At 61.7% G+C, this 16,111-nt stretch carries 13 protein-coding genes and 1 pseudogene; 13 read left to right on the top strand and 1 reads right to left on the bottom strand.

Going from position 1 to position 16,111, the window contains the following annotated elements:
* The first annotated feature begins 1 nt into the window (after window position 1).
* The 4 genes from OKW27_RS04810 (at window position 2) to OKW27_RS04795 (ending at window position 3,930) form a co-directional block, all read left to right on the top strand.
* Window positions 2-1,057, top strand: a complete 1,056-nt coding sequence (locus tag OKW27_RS04810) for an ABC transporter substrate-binding protein (protein WP_429332712.1) — start codon at window positions 2-4, stop codon at window positions 1,055-1,057.
* A gap of 39 nt (window positions 1,058-1,096) precedes the next feature.
* The gene (locus tag OKW27_RS04805) at window positions 1,097-2,353 is read left to right on the top strand and encodes an ABC transporter permease (protein WP_429332711.1); all 1,257 of its coding nucleotides are present in this window, start codon (window positions 1,097-1,099) and stop codon (window positions 2,351-2,353) included.
* 66 nt (window positions 2,354-2,419) lie between these two features.
* Entirely contained in the window at window positions 2,420-3,247 is an 828-nt protein-coding gene (locus OKW27_RS04800) for an ABC transporter permease (RefSeq protein WP_429332710.1), read from the top strand.
* 233 nt (window positions 3,248-3,480) lie between these two features.
* Window positions 3,481-3,930, top strand: a complete 450-nt coding sequence (locus OKW27_RS04795; RefSeq protein ID WP_090811862.1) for an SET domain-containing protein — start codon at window positions 3,481-3,483, stop codon at window positions 3,928-3,930.
* A gap of 158 nt (window positions 3,931-4,088) precedes the next feature.
* On the opposite strand, the gene OKW27_RS04790 is transcribed toward OKW27_RS04795, so the two are convergent.
* A complete protein-coding gene (locus OKW27_RS04790; protein WP_429332709.1) occupies window positions 4,089-4,865 on the bottom strand; it encodes a maleate cis-trans isomerase family protein in 777 nt (258 codons plus the stop codon).
* A 313-nt stretch (window positions 4,866-5,178) separates the two neighbouring features.
* Between OKW27_RS04790 and OKW27_RS04785 the strand changes: the two genes are divergently transcribed.
* The 9 genes and pseudogenes from OKW27_RS04785 to OKW27_RS04745 form a co-directional block, all read left to right on the top strand.
* The gene (locus OKW27_RS04785; protein WP_429332708.1) at window positions 5,179-6,381 is read left to right on the top strand and encodes a branched-chain amino acid ABC transporter substrate-binding protein; all 1,203 of its coding nucleotides are present in this window, start codon (window positions 5,179-5,181) and stop codon (window positions 6,379-6,381) included.
* Between the two features lie 25 nt (window positions 6,382-6,406).
* Window positions 6,407-7,306, top strand: a complete 900-nt coding sequence (locus OKW27_RS04780) for a branched-chain amino acid ABC transporter permease (protein ID WP_018422469.1) — start codon at window positions 6,407-6,409, stop codon at window positions 7,304-7,306.
* Window positions 7,307-7,309: 3 nt separating this feature from the next.
* Window positions 7,310-9,118 carry an ABC transporter permease subunit gene (locus OKW27_RS04775; protein WP_429332707.1) on the top strand — a complete coding sequence of 603 codons (1,809 nt, stop codon included), beginning with the start codon at window positions 7,310-7,312 and terminating at the stop codon, window positions 9,116-9,118.
* Window positions 9,106-9,837 (top strand): ABC transporter ATP-binding protein, encoded by a 732-nt coding sequence (locus OKW27_RS04770; RefSeq protein WP_090810981.1) that lies wholly within the window; start codon window positions 9,106-9,108, stop codon window positions 9,835-9,837. Before OKW27_RS04775 ends, OKW27_RS04770 begins: the two co-directional genes overlap by 13 nt.
* 168 nt (window positions 9,838-10,005) lie before the next feature.
* Entirely contained in the window at window positions 10,006-10,851 is an 846-nt protein-coding gene (locus OKW27_RS04765; RefSeq protein ID WP_429332706.1) for an urea carboxylase-associated family protein, read from the top strand.
* Window positions 10,852-10,958: 107 nt separating this feature from the next.
* The gene (locus OKW27_RS04760) at window positions 10,959-12,203 is read left to right on the top strand and encodes a D-amino acid dehydrogenase (protein ID WP_429332705.1); all 1,245 of its coding nucleotides are present in this window, start codon (window positions 10,959-10,961) and stop codon (window positions 12,201-12,203) included.
* A 466-nt stretch (window positions 12,204-12,669) separates the two neighbouring features.
* On the top strand, window positions 12,670-13,926 hold the full coding sequence (locus OKW27_RS04755; RefSeq protein ID WP_429332704.1) for a hypothetical protein: 1,257 nt from the start codon (window positions 12,670-12,672) through the stop codon (window positions 13,924-13,926).
* Between the two features lie 295 nt (window positions 13,927-14,221).
* Entirely contained in the window at window positions 14,222-15,748 is a 1,527-nt protein-coding gene (locus OKW27_RS04750) for a glycosyltransferase family 39 protein (protein WP_429332703.1), read from the top strand.
* A 14-nt stretch (window positions 15,749-15,762) separates the two neighbouring features.
* Window positions 15,763-16,090 (top strand): annotated as a pseudogene (locus OKW27_RS04745) (UbiA family prenyltransferase); the annotation flags it as partial.
* Between the last annotated feature and the right edge of the window lie 21 nt (window positions 16,091-16,111).

The raw sequence follows: 16,111 nt of genomic DNA, 5'->3' as shown, positions 1-16,111 counted from the left end.
AATGAAGACCACACTCTCGTCCTTCCGGACCACCATCGCGGCGTGCGCGCTCGGGGTGTTTGCCGCGGCCACGGTTCACGCGGCCGAAACGATTTCCGTCGTCACCTTTGGCGGTGCGTATGAAGCTGCCGCGAAAAAGGCATGGTTCGAACCGTTCACCGCGAAAACCGGCGACCAGTTCTCCACCGAGTCCTACGATGGCGGCCTCGCCAAGCTGCAAGCGATGGAACAGTCGAAGAACCCGACCTGGGATCTGATCGACCTCGAAACCAACGACGAGATCACCGCGTGCGACGAAGGCCTCATCGCCAAGTTCGACAAGAAGTTGCTCGGCAACACCAGTGACTTCCTGCCGGGCTCGATCAGTGATTGCGCCGTCGCGGCGATGGTATGGTCCACCGTCTATGCGTATGACACCAGCAAGCTGAAATCTGCGCCGACCACCATCAACGATTTCTTCGACCTCAGCAAGTACCCCGGCAAGCGCGGCATGCGCAAGTCGCCGAAGGTCGCGATGGAATGGGCCTTAATCGCCGATGGCGTGGCACCCAAGGACGTGTACAAGACCCTCTCCACGCCTGCTGGCGTCGACCGCGCGTTCAAGAAGCTCGACACCATCAAGCCGAGCATCGTCTGGTGGGAGGCGGGTGCGCAGGCGCCGCAACTGCTCGCCGACGGCGCGGTCGTGATGACGCAGGCGTACAACGGCCGCATCGACGACGCCGTGCACAAGGACAAGAAGCCCTTCAAGATCGTCTGGGATGCACAGGTGTACGACTACGAATGGTGGGCCGTGGTCAACGGTGCGAAGCATGCCGACGCGGCGCGGAAGTTCATCGTCGCATCCTCGACGCCGCAGGCCTATGCGGACCTGTCGAAGTACATCGCGTACGCGCCGCCGCGCAAGGACGCCATTCCGCTGATCGACAAGGCGCGTCTGAACGATCTGCCGACGGCGCCGGAGAACTTCAAACGCCCGCTGCAAATCAACGCGACGTTCTGGGCCGACAACGCGGATGCGATCAACAAGCGGTTCCAGAACTGGCTGACGCAGTAGCGCCAGATCGAACGAACGTCACCCGGGAGATCGAGCACGATGAATACGCCGCTGCCATCCACTGCCTCTTTTGGCCGCGATCCGCAGGCCGCGAACCGCGAGTCGTTCCGCGCCGCGCGCCGCAAGGCCGCGATGCGCGCGTTGCTGCTGGCTTTGCCGTTGCTCATCTTTCTGCTGGTGACGTTCGTCGCGCCGATCGCGAGCCTGCTCGCGCGCAGCGTGCGAAACCCTGAAGTGCGCGCCGGCATGCCGCAATTGAGCACGGCGCTGGCCGGATGGGACGGTGCGGGCGTACCCGGCGAACCGGCCTTTGCCGCACTCGCGCACGACCTGAAGGACGCCAGCGAATCCGGCCAGCTCGGCAATATCGCGCGACGCATGAACTTCTCTCAACCAGAGTTCCGCAGCCTGCTGTTCAAGACGGCGCGTGCCACACGTTCGCAAACGCCCGCGCAATGGAAGCCCGCCCTGATCGAGCTGGATGAACGCTGGAACACACCGGAAACCTGGCGACTCCTCAAGCGTGCGTCGATCTCGCCCACGCCCGACTATTTGCTGAACGCCGTCGACGCGCAAGTCGCGCCCGATGGCTCGGTGACGTCCGTCGCGGCGGACAGCGCCATCTTCCGCGCGGCCTTCGGACGCACGGTCACGATCAGTGCGACGGTCACGCTGCTGTGCCTGGTGCTGGGTTATCCCGTGGCGTATCTGCTCGCGACATTGCCGGAGGACCAGAGCAACCGGCTGATCCTCTTCGTGATCGTACCGTTCTGGACATCGCTGCTGGTGCGGACCACCGCGTGGTATGTGCTGCTGCAACCAGGTGGTGTGATCAACAGCGCGTTGCTCCGCTTTGGGCTCATCAATCATCCGTTGTCGCTGATTTTCAATCGTACGGGTGTGTTGATCGGCATGACGCACATCCTGCTGCCATACATGATCCTCGCGATCTTTTCGGTGATGAAAGGTGTCCCGCCCGTGTACATGCGCGCGGCGAAATCCCTCGGCGCGCATCCGGCTGTGGCCTTCGTGCGAGTGTATATTCCGCAAACGCTGCCGGGTGTCGGCGCGGGATGTTTTCTCGTGTTCGTGCTCGCGCTCGGTTATTACATCACCCCCGCCCTGCTAGGCGGCGCCGGCGACGAAATGATCAGCCAGCTGATCGCGTCGCAGACCAACGATCAGCTCAACTGGGGACTCGCGGGTGCGTTGTCGTGCTATCTGATCGCATTCACGGCGGTGTTCTATTTCATCTTCAACCGGCTGGTCGGTATCGACCGCTTGCGCTTCGGCTAACGCGCCGCGCAACCGACGCTAATGGGTTGTCGCTCCTTCGTATGGTTGATCAACAGGCAGACTCAGATGAAAGACGGACGAACCCGGCTACTCTCGGAACGCATCGCGGGCGCGGGACTACGCGTGCATTGCGCGCTCATTTTCTTTTTCCTCGTCGCGCCGATCCTCGCGATCGTGCCGCTGTCGTTCAACTCCGGCTCGTTCTTCTCCTACCCGATGCAGGGCTTCTCGCTGCGCTGGTACGCGCAGGCGCTGAGTTCGCCGGACTGGCAACGCGCGTTGGCGAACAGCATCGGCATCGGCGCGGCGTCGACGCTGATCGCGACGGTGCTCGGCACGCTCGCCGCGCTCGGCTTGAGCCGCACGCAGTTTCCTTACCGCTCGATCATCATGCCGATCATCGTGTCGCCGATGATCGTGCCTATCGTTGTCGTCGCGGCAGGGTTTTATCTGGTCTTTTCGCCGCTCGGCCTGGTCAATTCGTATCTCGGCGTCGTGCTTGCGCATGCCGCGCTCGGTACGCCCTTCGTGGTGATCACCGTGACGGCTTCGCTTCTTTCGTTCGATCAAAGCCTGCTTCGCGCTGCGTCGGGGCTGGGCGCGCAGCCGTGGGTCGTGTTTCGTCGCGTCACGCTCCCACTGATCACGCCCGCCGTCGCAACGGGCAGTGTGTTCGCATTCGCGACGTCGTTCGACGAAGTGATCGTCATTCTGTTCATTGGCGGCCCCGAGCAGCGCACCGTGCCGCGGCAGATGTGGAGTGGCATCCGTGACCAGATCGACCCGTCGATCCTTGCCGTGGCCACACTGCTGATGGCGTTCGCCATCGCCCTGTTCGCCTGCATGAACTGGTTGCGAAAGCGCGCAGCGGCGGCCAGCCGCTCGTTTGGCTGAGCCGACGGTTGTGCCAGCGTGCTGCCGTGGACATGCGACTTGATGACCTCCCTGTAACTGTCGACCGTTGCCAGCCTCGTTGCGGCAAAGCCGGAACCCTTGGCGCGGTCCGTCCTTGGCTGTTAGTTGCGCTTTTAAAAAGAAAAATATTGAGCGCCTGACTGTGTGGCGATATGCTTCGCATCGCTGCTCAACCACATGCAACGACCGAGGGTCGCGAAGGAAACGACAAAATGCGATTGCGACGCATCACCGCACGACGCTCACCAGTGCATGGCATGGGACTGTTTGCCCTGCAGCCGATCGCCCCGGGCGAACGGGTGATCGAGTACAAGGGGGAAGTGACCAGCTGGCGGCGCGCCGCCGCCCGTCAGCGAGCCGACGCGGGCCACACCTTCGTGTTTGGGCTGTCCAGCGGACGAGTGATCGACGGCAGCCGCGGCGGCAACAGCGCCCGCTTTCTGAACCATGCGTGCGCCCCCAACTGCGAGGCCATCGAGACGGGCGACCGGGTGTTCATTCATGCGCTCGCCACGATCGCACCCGGGGAGGAGCTTTTCATCAATTACGGTCTGTCAGTGGACGGCGCGGTCACCGACGACATTCGCGCCCAGTACGCGTGTCATTGCGGCGCGCCGGCATGTCGTCGAACCATGCTGGGAAATGACGGACAGTCGTCGTAGTCCTGCCGTCGCGCAGACGCTTCGATGAGCGATTCCTGCGGCGGTTCATCCGACGCGCCTGCCGCGTCTGTGGTGCGCGTCGATGTCTGGAACATGGCCTCGGCGTCGATCGCCGCATGGTCGCCCCCTCGCGCTGCGTCGCGTTTCAAGGTACAACGTCACAGCGCGAACAGCCGCCCAAGCTGAGGCTCGCAATCTCCCACGCCGGCGAGCCGCAACGCGTGCCACGCCATCGCGTAGTTGCTCGATATCACCGGCTTGCCCATCGCCGCCTCCAGCTCCGGAATCAACCCGGCGATGCGCAAGCTCGTGCACGATACGAAAATCGCGTCCACGTCACGATTGCGCGCAAGTCGCTCAACACCGGTTCGCAACGACGCCGCGTCGATCCGCGCCACTTCGTTATCGTTCGCATGCTCGAACGACGCCATGCGCGTAATGCCGTGACCACGCGACTCGATATAGTCGCGCATGTATTCGTTGATCGAACGCACATAGGGAGTAAGCAGGGCCGTACGTTGGACGCCTAGTGCGCGAAGCGCCGCCAGCGCCGCGGTGATCGGCGTAGTGCACGCGGCGTCCGCACGCGCTTCGCGAATCCGCGCGAACACCTTTTCCTCCCCAATCACCATCGACGCGGACGTGCAGCCAAACGCCACCACATCGATACGCTCGGCCGGACGGATCAGCGCGACCGCCGGTGCAATACGGTCCTCCATTTCCGCTAGCCGTTCGGGCGTGATGTCCGCCGAGTTATACACACGGCTTTCGTAGAACGCCACGCCGTCCTGCGTCAGCAAGCCCCGCCACTCATGCTCGATCGTATGATCGGTGGCGAGCACCACGAGCCCAATCGCGGCACGCCGGCAGACGCCGTCGTCCAGCGTGAAATCGAGCTTCGTGTACACGTCGTCATGCGGTGCAATCGCACTCATTTCGGAGTCGTCCTGTCATGTCGCGTTCGCCGCTCGCGAGTCTCTGTCGTCACTGCCTCTTAAAGGTAGGGGATTGCCGGCGCCTTTGTGTAATGGTTTATACGCAAATACCCTATACCGTCCAACGCACACCGGCTTCTATCATGAAAGAGGCGCTTTAGTGTCAGCGCTCCGGTGAAACCAGCAGTCACGCCGTTGACCTGGTGGGTATGAATCACACACGCAATCGCCCCATTTCCGTCCGCTTTCCGATGTCACCGGTATACCCGTGTGGCGGATCGTCCGATCCCTCTCACAATAAGGAGTCTCTAACATGTTTGCTCAGACGATTGGCTGGTCCGGTGCAAAGCGGGGCTCGCGGCAAACGGCCTTTGCGGGCATGGCGGCCGCCGTGGCCCTGCTTGTCGGCGTGGCTCCCGGTTCGGCGCTAAGCCAGGGCGCCACCATCAAGATCGGCGTGCCCGTTCCGCTGTCGGGCAGCAGTGCCAATGCCGGCACGGATATTGTCAATGGCGCGAAGCTCGCCGCCGCCAGAATCAACGCGGCCGGTGGCGTGCTCGGCAAGCAGATCGAGCTGGTGCCCGAGGACGACGCCTGTGATGCGCAGACCGCGGTGCAGGCGGCACAGAAACTCGTCGATGCGGGCGTTGTCGCGGTAGCGGGCGGATATTGCTCAAGCGCGGCGCTGCCGGAATCGACAACTTTTCATCGCGCCGGGATTCCCTACGTGCTGGATGCGTCGACGAATCCGCAACTGACCGAGATGGGGTACGACAACGTGTTCCGCACGATCGGCCGTGACGACCAGCAGGGCCCATTCGCGGCAAGCTTCATGAAAGACGTTCTGCACGCGAAGCGCGTGGCGGTGATCGACGACAACACGACCTATTCCAAAGGCCTCGCCCAGAACACCGTGCAAGCCCTGAAGAAGGACGGTGTCGATGTCGTGTACGCCAATTCGATCACCCCCGGACAGATGGACTATTCACCGACGCTCACGCGGGTCTCCTCACTGAAGCCTGACGTGATCTACTACACAGGCTATTTCTCCGAAGCCGGCCTGCTGGTCAAGGAGGCGCGGCAACTGGGTCTGAAAATGACCTTCATGGGCGGCGACGCCACCAATGACCCCACCCTGATGAAGACGGCCGGTCCCGCCGCCGACGGCATGATCATCACGACGGCACCGCTTGCGCAGTTCCTGAGCGGCGCGCACGCGTACGTCGACGACTATATGAAGGCTTACGGGCAAGCGCCGGGACCGTACTCGGTCTATGAATACGACGCTGTCGGAGTCACGGCCAAAGCCATCGCGGACGCAAAATCGGCCCAGCCTGCCGCGATCACCGCGGCTCTGCACAAGATCTCGAACTACCCGGGCGCGACCGGAACGATTTCCTTCAATGCGAAGGGGGACCGCAGTAAAGCGGTGTACATCACCATCATCGTGCACAACGACAAGTTCGAGCCCTACCAGCGGCAGGAAGCGAACGGGCATTGGGTGGCGATGAAGTAGGCGTCATTGCACGCGCCGCCCCGTCATGAGCGACTTCTTCCAGTTCGTCATCGAAGGGCTGACGACCGGCTCGTTCTATGCCCTCGTCGCCCTCGGCTACACGATGGTCTACGGCATCATCCGGCTGATCAACTTCGCTCATGGCGACCTGTTCATGGTCGGCGCGTTCATCGGCTGGACCGGTCTGATGGTTCTTGCATCCGCGCATCTGCCGCTCGCGCTGGCGCTGCTGATCGCCCTTGTGGCCGCCATGACGGTCACAGGCGCGCTCGGCCTGCTGATCGAGCGGCTCGCGTATCAGCCGTTGCTGCGCGCGCCGCGGCTGTCGATTCTGATTACGGCGCTGGGCGTCTCGCTGGCGCTGCAAAATGGGGTGCTGCTGATCTACGGCGCGGGCTTTCGCACCTATCCGCACGTGCTGAGCCAGGCCGGCTTCGAACTCCACGGCGTGCAGATCACCTTCGCGCAGATCGGCATCATCGTGACGAGCCTGGCCCTGATGCTGGCACTGTATTTCTTCGTTCACCACACTTTCCTCGGCACCGCGATGCGCGCGCTGGCAATCGATCAGGACGCCGCGCGTCTGATGGGCATCGACGTCGAACGCCTGATCCAGCTCACCTTTCTGCTCGGGTCGGTGCTGGCCGCCGTGGCGGGCGTCATGGAAGGTCTTTACTACACGCAGATCAATTTCTTCATGGGCTTCGTGCTAGGCCTGCGCGCGTTCACCGCCGCCGTGCTCGGCGGCATCGGCAACATCCCGGGCGCGATGGCGGGCGGCATCCTGATTGGCTTGCTCGAAGCCTTCGGCGCGGGCTATGTTTCTTCGCAATGGACCGACGTGTTCGTCTTCGGCGTGCTGATCGCCGTGCTGGTGATCAAGCCGACCGGGCTGTTCGGCGAACGCGTTGTCGAGAGAATGTAGTCCATGAGCGCCAGTCAGGCTTCCGCGCGTTGGGCCAAGCCTCTCGGCGGTGCGCTGCTGGCCGCCGCCGTGGCGCTGCCTGCGGTCGTCAGCAACTATGTCGTCGATGTCGGCCTGACCATCGTCACCTATTCGATCCTGGGTCTTGGGCTGAACATCGTAGTCGGTTATGCCGGGTTGCTCGATCTGGGCTACGCGGCCTTCTTCGCGATCGGCGCATACACGACAGCATTGCTGGAAACCCTGCTGCACTTCTCGTTCTGGGAGACGCTGCCGTTCAGTCTGGCGTTCGCCGGGGTATCGGGCATCGTCATCGGCTATCCCACCCTGCGCCTGCGCAGCGACTATCTGGCGATCGTCACGCTGGGGTTCGGCGAAATCACGCGTATCGTCGCCACCAACCTCGACATCACGGGCGGCCCGAACGGCATCTTCGGCATCGCGAGCCCGAGCCTGTTCGGTTTCGAGATCAGTTCGCCGCTAGCGCTCTACGAACTGGGCATGGCGTTCCTCGTGCTGGTGCTCGGGTTCGCCATCCGGCTCGGCCAGTCGCGGCTGGGCCGCGCCTGGACCAGCATCCGCGAGGACGAGGCAGCTGCCGAGGCCGTCGGCGTGCCGACGCTGCGCGTCAAGCTGCTCGCCTATGTGATGGGCGCGCTGATCGGCGGGCTGGGCGGCAGCCTGTTCGCCGCCCGCTTCGGCACCATCGATCCGACCGGCTTCACCTATCTGCAGTCCGTCACGATCCTGATTGTCGTCGTGCTCGGCGGCCGGGGCAGCATTCCCGGTGTGCTCCTCGGCGCCATCATCGTCGCCGGCCTGCCGGAGATCCTGCGGTTTCTCAACCTCTGGCGCATCTTCGCTTTCGCGATCGGGCTCGTGATCCTGATGCTGCTAAGGCCACAGGGGTTGTGGCCAGCGCCGTTGCGCCGCGTCGCGCCGGCGCGCAAGGGCGCTGACGCCGATCGCGTCGCTGTGCCCGATCACGCCGTCACCGATGAGGTCCTGCTGGAGGTGCGCGACATGCAGCGCCGCTTCGGTGGCGTGCTGGCGGTCGGCGGTGTCAGCTTCATGGTGCGAAGCGGCGAGATCGTGAGCCTGATCGGTCCGAACGGCGCCGGCAAGACCACCGTGTTCAACTGCCTGACCGGCGTCATCCGCCCGACTGGCGGCCAGATCGTCTGGTGCGGGGAACGGCTTGCCGGCGGCGCGCCTCATCGCATCGTCCATCAAGGCATGGCGCGCACCTTCCAGGGCATCCGCCTGTTCGGCCACATGACGGCCTTCGAAAACGTCCTGACCGGCATGGACCATCGGCTTCGGACACCGCTCGCAGCCGAGCTTCTGGCGTTGCCGTCCGCGCGCGCCGAGGCGGCGGACCATTCCACCGAAGGCCTGCGCTGGCTCGCCTTCGTCGGTCTTGCCGGCAGGGCGGGCGAGCGCGCCGCCGATCTGCCCTACGGCGACCAACGCAGGCTGGAGATCGCCCGTGCGCTCGCCAGCAGCCCTCGCCTGCTGCTGCTCGATGAGCCGGCTGCAGGCATGAACCCGACCGAGAAACGCGCGCTGATGGAACTGATCCGGCGGATCCGGGATCATGGCGTGACGGTGCTGCTGATCGAGCACGACATGATGCTGGTGATGGGCGTGTCGGACCGGATCATCGTGATGGACCACGGCGTCATCATCGCCGAGGGCCAGCCCGCCGCGATCCAGGCGGACCCGCGGGTGATCGATGCCTATCTCGGCACAGCCGGAAAGGACGAGGCGAGCGACGATACTGCCGGGGAGAAATCGCTGTGGGACTCCTAGAAATCCGCGATCTGCGTGTGAGCTATGGGACTGTCGAAGTGCTGCACGGCATCTCGCTGGACGTCGCGGAGGGCGAGATCGTCGCGTTGCTCGGCAGCAACGGCGCGGGAAAAACGACCACGCTGCGGGCGATTTCCGGATTGATCCGGCCGCGCGCGGGCGACATTGCGATGGCTGGCCAGCGCCTGACGGGCTTGCGCGCACACCAGATCGTGGCGCTGGGTCTGGGTCATGTGCCAGAGGGGCGGCGCATTTTCGGGGCGCTGACGGTGGAGGAAAATCTGCATCTCGGCGGCTATCTGATCCGGCGCGACAGTGCGGCATTGCAACAGCGAAGGGATCAGCTCTATGCGACGTTCCCCCGGCTCGGCGAGCGACGCAGCCAGCTGGCTGGCACGCTCAGCGGCGGCGAACAGCAGATGCTGGCGATTGCCCGAGCCTTGATGCTGCGCCCGCGTATCGTGGTGCTGGACGAACCGTCGATGGGACTCGCGCCGAAGCTGGTCCGCGCGATCTTCGGCATGATCGCCGACATCTGCCGCGAAGGCACCTCGATTCTCCTCGTCGAGCAGAACGCCCGCCAGGCGCTGCGGATCGCTCATCGGGCTTACGTGCTGGAAAGCGGGCACATTGCGCTCGCGGGGTCCGCCCGCGAGCTGGCTCAGGATAGCCGGGTCCGCGCTGCCTATCTGGGCGGCAGTGCCAGCTCGGCAGAGTAACCCGCCAACTGGGCAATCGACCTTGGCTGAAACGGGTCAGACGTCATGGAGGCAAAACATGTCAGAGATCGATAAGGAAAAGGTCGTTGCAGTGCTGCGTCGCCCGAGCGATGACGACGCCGCCTCGTCGCGGCACGGCGCCGGCCTGAGTTCGACGGAGAATGCATCATGCTGAATTATCCTGCTGCCTATCAGTCCACCAAAGGCTCAGCGCTCGACGTCGACAAGACGTTCTATCAGCGCATCGCCTCACAGCACGACACCCGCACGCTGGTCGAATCGATCGTCGTGCCGATCCGCTCGGGGCAAGCGTGGACCGTGCCGGCCGGCCACGTGTTTCGCATTGTCACGATCGAAGGCCCGCAGGTTGCCGACCTGAACATGTGGAACCGGCACAACCCGCGCGAGCGCATGTGGGCGTCGCGCACGCGCCAGTTGCAGCAGGCGCACGTGAGCACGTTCGACCGTCTGTGGTCGACGCTGCCATTCCTGCGTCCGATGGTGACCATCACGGACGACAGTCTCGCAGGCTACGGCGTCGACGAGCACGGCGGCCGTGTCCACGATCTGCTCGGCACGCGCTGCGACCCCTACGTGAACCGCATGCTGACCGGCGAGGATTTTCATTTTCACTGCCACTCCAACCTGACGCGCGCCATCGCCCCGTATGGATTGACTGAGTACGACGTCCACGACGTGCTCAACGTGTTCCAGTGCACCGGCCTGAATCTCGAAGACAAATACTTCATGAAGGCGTGTCCGGCAAAGAAAGGCGATTACCTCGAATTCTTCGCGGAGATCGACCTGCTGTGCGCGCTGTCGACCTGTCCGGGCGGCGATCTGTCAGTGCCGATGTGGGGACCCGACGCGCGCGATCCGCTGGAAGTGTGCCGGCCGCTTGGCGTCGAGGTCTGGCAACTCGCGCCACGGATGCTGGATGGGTGGACGCCGCCGGCCGTGGCTGCCTACAAAGGGCAGCACGGAATGGTGCTGAATCAGCCGCAATGGAAGTGAGACTGGCGCCTCCTGTCCAGCAGGAATCGATGGTGGCGCAGCACAAAAGCCGGAGCGAGACCGCGCCGCCTTGAATGCCCGCCGGCCCCCTTGTATCTGAGGACATCATGAAAGTTGTCGTGCTCGGTGGCGGGGTAGTCGGTGTGACAACCGCGTACCAGTTGCAGAAGGATGGCCATGAGGTCGTGATCGTCGAGCGGCAGCCTTTAGTCGCATCGGAAACCAGTTGGGGTAACGCGGGCATGATCGCGCCCGGGCATTCCTTTGTCTGGTCCTCGCCCAAAGCGCCGATGATTCTGCTCAAATCGCTGGTGCTGAAAGATCAGGCGTTGCGCTTCAAGTTCTCGGCGGATCCCAGGCTTTACAGCTGGTCGTGGCGTTTCCTGATGGAATGCACATCAGAGAAGGCACGCCGCAATACTCTGCTCAAGCATCGGCTTGCCGCGTACTCGCAACGCGTGCTACAGAATGTGATCGCCGAGGACGCCATTGAATACGATCGAAATGACCGCGGAATTCTGTATTTTCATCGCACTCAGGAAGCGCAGGATCGCGGAGTCGAACACATGAAGCTGCTGGAATCCGATGGGCAAGTCATCAGGGTTCTCAGCCGCGATCAGGTCGTCGCACTCGACCCGTCGCTGGCTTCGGCAAAAGACAGGATAGCGGGTGCCATTTACTGCCCGACCGATGAGACCGGAGACCCTGCGAAGTTCACCCGCGCCCTTGCGGAAAAGATTGTCGCGCGTGGCGGTACGCTTCTGACGGACACCACCATCGACGGCTTCGAAACCGCTGGGCAGGATGTGGTGGGCATAAGAACGAGTCGAGGCCTTGTAAAAGCCGACGCGTATGTGCTCGCCCTTGGCCCCTATAGTCCGGTTCTCGGCCGACAGATCGGCATCGATCTTCCGATCTATCCGATCAAGGGATACTCCCTCACGATTCCGATCGATGGCCGGCCCATGCCTCCCTCGGTCGCAGTGGTCGACGAGCACAACCTGGTCGCAATCTCGCGCTTCGGCGACCGGATCCGGGTCACCGCGACGGCGGAGTTTGCCGGCTACGACACGAGCCATAAGCCTTCTGATTTTGCGTTTATGAAGAGCGTGACACAAGAACTCTACCCGGCCGGCGCCAACTACGATCGCGCCGAAATGTGGGCCGGTCTCAGGCCGATGACGCCGACGAACCTGCCGTTTCTTGGGCGCAGGAAGTATCGCAATCTTTATCTGAATACCGGTCACGGTCATATCGGCTGGACCATGTCACACGGATCGGCTCGAATCACGGCCGACCTGATCACGGGACGAACCCCGGCGATTCCGATGGTGGGGCTGCTTTGCGACTGATGGCGACGCGTTTTGCAGCCAAAACATGGGGCCCAGCCGAACGATGCCGGCAAACTATTGCATCGACCGGTCGAATCCGCCGCGCATGACCCGTCGGTACACGTCGCGCTCAAAGAATTGCGACTTCGAGACGCGTTATCGCGCGTCGGTCGCGATGTGTGACGGCATTGAAGTATCGGGAGACATTCCACCCTGATCTGTCAGACCGTTCGGCTCAGTATGGCATCATGAAGACGGAATTAAGCGCAGGCGGAAACGCGGCAGCATGAAAACGCTGGCACGGCGAATGCCATCGGCAACGTAAACGCCGATTTCCTGATTGACGCAAAAAAAACCTATATAGAATCGCAAGATGAACTCGAAGAATAGAACGGATGCAATGAAAATATTCGCATCCACCGTATGTTTAGTTTTGTTTTCTATATGGATAGTTTCTCTTAGAAAGGAAATAAACGCCGACGATGTCGTGTCATTCTCCCAAGCGAAAGATCTTATTGAGTTTGGCAGCCTGAGAGGATGGACTTACCCCGGTGCGCCATCGTTTTTTCCAGATATATTGCTATCAATACCATTTGAAATCCTCGCTCGAACTCCGTATTTTTTTCATCTGGTGACGGCGCCCGTTCAAGTACTGATATTTGTATTTGCATGCAGCCTTCTAACATCGAAGGAACGCCCTTTCGCCCAAACATACACAAATCTAACGATATCGTTAATCGCTATCGCGGTGAGCGGCCTGCTGGTGATCGGAAAAGACTTTTATTTTCTGATTGAAACGGCCTTTAGCTTCGAACATCACGGCTTCGCAGCGGTGCTAGCCGTAATTCTATATTTCTACGTAAAAAGCCATTTCAAGCTCACCGTCCTGAACAGTGCCGCCTTGGTAATCGTGGTTTTTTTGCTGGGCATATCAGATCTTTATTTCGTTCTCTGGTTTGGAGCACTGTTGGCATCAGAGGCCATATTCGGCGAGAGAAAAAAATTTCTCGCCTTTACTGTGGCCTTCTCCGCTTTGGCAATATTTATCTTTGTTGTCTCGCTTGAAATTAATTCCTCGCTGGCCATTCAGGCTAAAAATTCCGCGACCGAGGATTATGCGGATAAACTTAGAAATGTATTTCATATTGCCATAATTTTGTTTTTCATGATTTCTATTTTTATAAAAACAAAATCGTTCAAATATAGCAAATCACTGTGCATAGCCGCCATTTTTTCGATCGCCGTGGTCTGTGCCGCCGGATTGATTCATAACACATATGAATTTCGCTATCTATCAATAACCTACATAATTTCTGCCTGGATGTTTCATGATCTGATAGATCGCTCAATTAAGATTAAAAATGTCGTTGCCCTGACGTCGATAATATTTCTGGTCGCGCTCGTGGCAGCGCCGAAGATCCCGCAAAACGAAAACTTTCAGCGAGAAATTGATTGCCTGTCTCGCCAAGGGATAAGTGGCAGCACGGTTTATGCAGAGTATTGGCCGGCGAAGATCGTATTCGAAGGAACAAATAGAGTTTTTAACTTGATACAGATCGATCGAGATTTAAACGAGACGAGCTGGAATTACAACTCAAGATGGAAATCACTGCACAACGACAATGGGGTCTCTTATTACCTGACCGACCATTTAAGTCATAATGCCACACAACATTTGATCGACATTAAAGGCTCTGAACTGCTTTGTGACGGAAAGATCGTTACCGTAAAAGCGCAACAGTAGGATCTGACGGTGACCGTCACACCAGGTCTCGACTTTTGCATCTTAGCCAGGCTTCCTCAAGCGCATCTGCAATTGCGGCCGAGTTGAGCGCCGCGTCAAGAGAATCGAATCTTCGGCTTGACCACACGGGTCAATTGTCGCCGCGAACGTCCTTCATCAAGGCCTTTTTGATTTGATCGGGCGCCATGGGTTGCCGGGCAGTCTGTCAGGATCGCTCTCTCCCTACGTAAGCTCATATTACAATGCCGGGCCAAAAACGCTGCCCGGTACGGCGGCACACAGACCCAAAAGCTCAATGGCGACCCAGCTTTCGAATCCCACGTCGCTCGCCTCAGCCTCCGATAAACCTGCCGCCGCGCGCATCGCATCACTGGACTGGCTGCTCCCCTTCCACGCGCTGGTCTGGACGCTGGCCGCCTGGCTCGCGCGCGGCAATCTCGACATCCAGGGCGACATGGTCGAGACCTATGTCTGGGGCATCGAGTGGCAGGCCGGTTACGCGAAGCACCCGCCGCTTTCGTCGTGGGTCGCAGCGGCCTGGTTCAGCGTGTTCCCGCACACCGATCTCGCCTATTTCGCGCTGTCGGCGGTGAACGTGCTGGTCGGCCTGGCCGGGATCGTCGCGCTCGCCGGGCGCTTCGTGCCGCGCCAGATCGCGATCATCGCCGGGCTTGCGATGGCGGTCTCGCCGCTTTACTCGAATCTCGCCATCAAATTCAATCCGAACTCGATCCTGCTGTCGGTCTGGCCGTGGACCGCCTACTTTTTCGTCCGCTACGCGCAGCCGGGCAGCCGCCTCGCGCGCAGCGGCGCGGCGCTCGGTCTCGGGGCGTGCGCGGCGCTTGCCGTGCTGGGCAAGTACTTCACGATCGTGCTGCTGCTCGGGCTGTTGCTGGCATTGCTCGCGCGTCCCGCATGGCGTGCGCGCCTCGTCAGCGTCGATTCGCTGCTCGCGGTGGCGGCGGGAGTCGCCGTGCTGGCCCCGCACGTACACTGGATGATGGTTAATCATTTCCCGACGCTCGAGTATGCCGCGCAACGCACCGGCGGCACGCTTCTCGCCGCGGTCGGGCGCTTTGGCATCTACACGCTCGCGCAGATCGGCTATCTCGCGCTCAGTTTCGTTTTCGTGCTGTTGATGGTGCGCACGCGCGGGGCTGCGCGGCTCATGGCGCTGAGCGTTGTTCGGAGCGCGTCGTACCCGGATCTCTGGTGGCTCGCGCTGGGGCCACTGTTCGCGGTGGGCCTGCTGTCCGTGATCGGCAAGACGCAGATGGCCTCGGTCTGGGGCATGGCGCAGTGGTTCGCAATGGTGCCGCTCTGGCTTGCCGTGCTCGTGCAAGCCCGCTTCGAGTTCGCGCCGCAGCGTGCCATACGCGTCATGGCGGTGTACTGGGCGCTGGTGCTCGCGGTATCGGCAGTGGTCGGCTACACAGGGGCGCGGCGCAATTCCGACGACGCGGCCGAGCCGCGCGCGGAACTCGCGGCAGCCGCGCAGGCGGTGTGGTACGAACGCACCAGCCAGCCGCTGTCGATCGTGGCGGGCTCGACGCATGAGGCCGCTTCGATGGTGTTCTATGACGGCGACCGCGCCCGCTTCTGGGATCTCGACTGGCCGGCGGCAACGCCCTGGCTCACATCCGCCGATTTCGCGCGCCAGGGCTCGCTGATTGTGTGCCGTGGCGACGACTCGGGCTGCATCGCGACGGCATCGTCGCTAAGCCATGCAGCGCCGATTGCGCTCGAGGTGAGCAAGACCGCATGGGGACGGGAGCTGCCTGCGCGTCCCTACCAACTGTTCGTGATCGTGCCGCAGTCGTGAGCCACGCGCCCATCATGCCGTACCGCGGCCGGCCGCTCGTCGTCGATCTCGACGGCACGCTGGTGCGCTCCGACGTTCTGATCGAGTGCGTGTAGGCCTATCTGAAAGCCTCGCCGCTGCGCTGCTGGCAACTGCTGGTCTGGCTGCTGCATGGTGGCAAAGCGGGCCGAAGGCGCGGCTCGCGGCCGGCCGTGCGCTCGTGCTTGCAACGCCACGCACTAGCGTTATGCGCAGGCCATCGCAGATCGCCTGGGCTGCTTCGACGAGGTCCATGCGACCGAGGGTGAGGTCAACCTGTCGGCAAGGCGCAAGCGTGATGGCCTCGACTGCCTCTCAGGGGAAGATCGGCTCGTAACCTAACCG

The organism is Paraburkholderia sp. 35.1 (genome assembly GCF_050436525.1).
GTDB classification, from domain to species: Bacteria; Pseudomonadota; Gammaproteobacteria; order Burkholderiales; family Burkholderiaceae; genus Paraburkholderia; species Paraburkholderia tuberum.
Note: the sequence above shows the minus strand (reverse complement) of the source record. Positions and strands in the feature narration are given on the sequence as shown.

Coding starts and splice junctions, on each gene's coding strand:
- OKW27_RS04805 (WP_429332711.1), top strand. CDS start 1,097: ATGAATACGCCGCTGCCATCCACTGCCTCTTTTGGCCGCGATCCGCAG.
- OKW27_RS04795 (WP_090811862.1), top strand. CDS start 3,481: ATGCGATTGCGACGCATCACCGCACGACGCTCACCAGTGCATGGCATG.
- OKW27_RS04750 (WP_429332703.1), top strand. CDS start 14,222: ATGGCGACCCAGCTTTCGAATCCCACGTCGCTCGCCTCAGCCTCCGAT.
- OKW27_RS04800 (WP_429332710.1), top strand. CDS start 2,420: ATGAAAGACGGACGAACCCGGCTACTCTCGGAACGCATCGCGGGCGCG.
- OKW27_RS04775 (WP_429332707.1), top strand. CDS start 7,310: ATGAGCGCCAGTCAGGCTTCCGCGCGTTGGGCCAAGCCTCTCGGCGGT.
- OKW27_RS04790 (WP_429332709.1), bottom strand. CDS start 4,865: ATGAGTGCGATTGCACCGCATGACGACGTGTACACGAAGCTCGATTTC.
- OKW27_RS04810 (WP_429332712.1), top strand. CDS start 2: ATGAAGACCACACTCTCGTCCTTCCGGACCACCATCGCGGCGTGCGCG.
- OKW27_RS04780 (WP_018422469.1), top strand. CDS start 6,407: ATGAGCGACTTCTTCCAGTTCGTCATCGAAGGGCTGACGACCGGCTCG.
- OKW27_RS04785 (WP_429332708.1), top strand. CDS start 5,179: ATGTTTGCTCAGACGATTGGCTGGTCCGGTGCAAAGCGGGGCTCGCGG.
- OKW27_RS04760 (WP_429332705.1), top strand. CDS start 10,959: ATGAAAGTTGTCGTGCTCGGTGGCGGGGTAGTCGGTGTGACAACCGCG.
- OKW27_RS04765 (WP_429332706.1), top strand. CDS start 10,006: ATGCTGAATTATCCTGCTGCCTATCAGTCCACCAAAGGCTCAGCGCTC.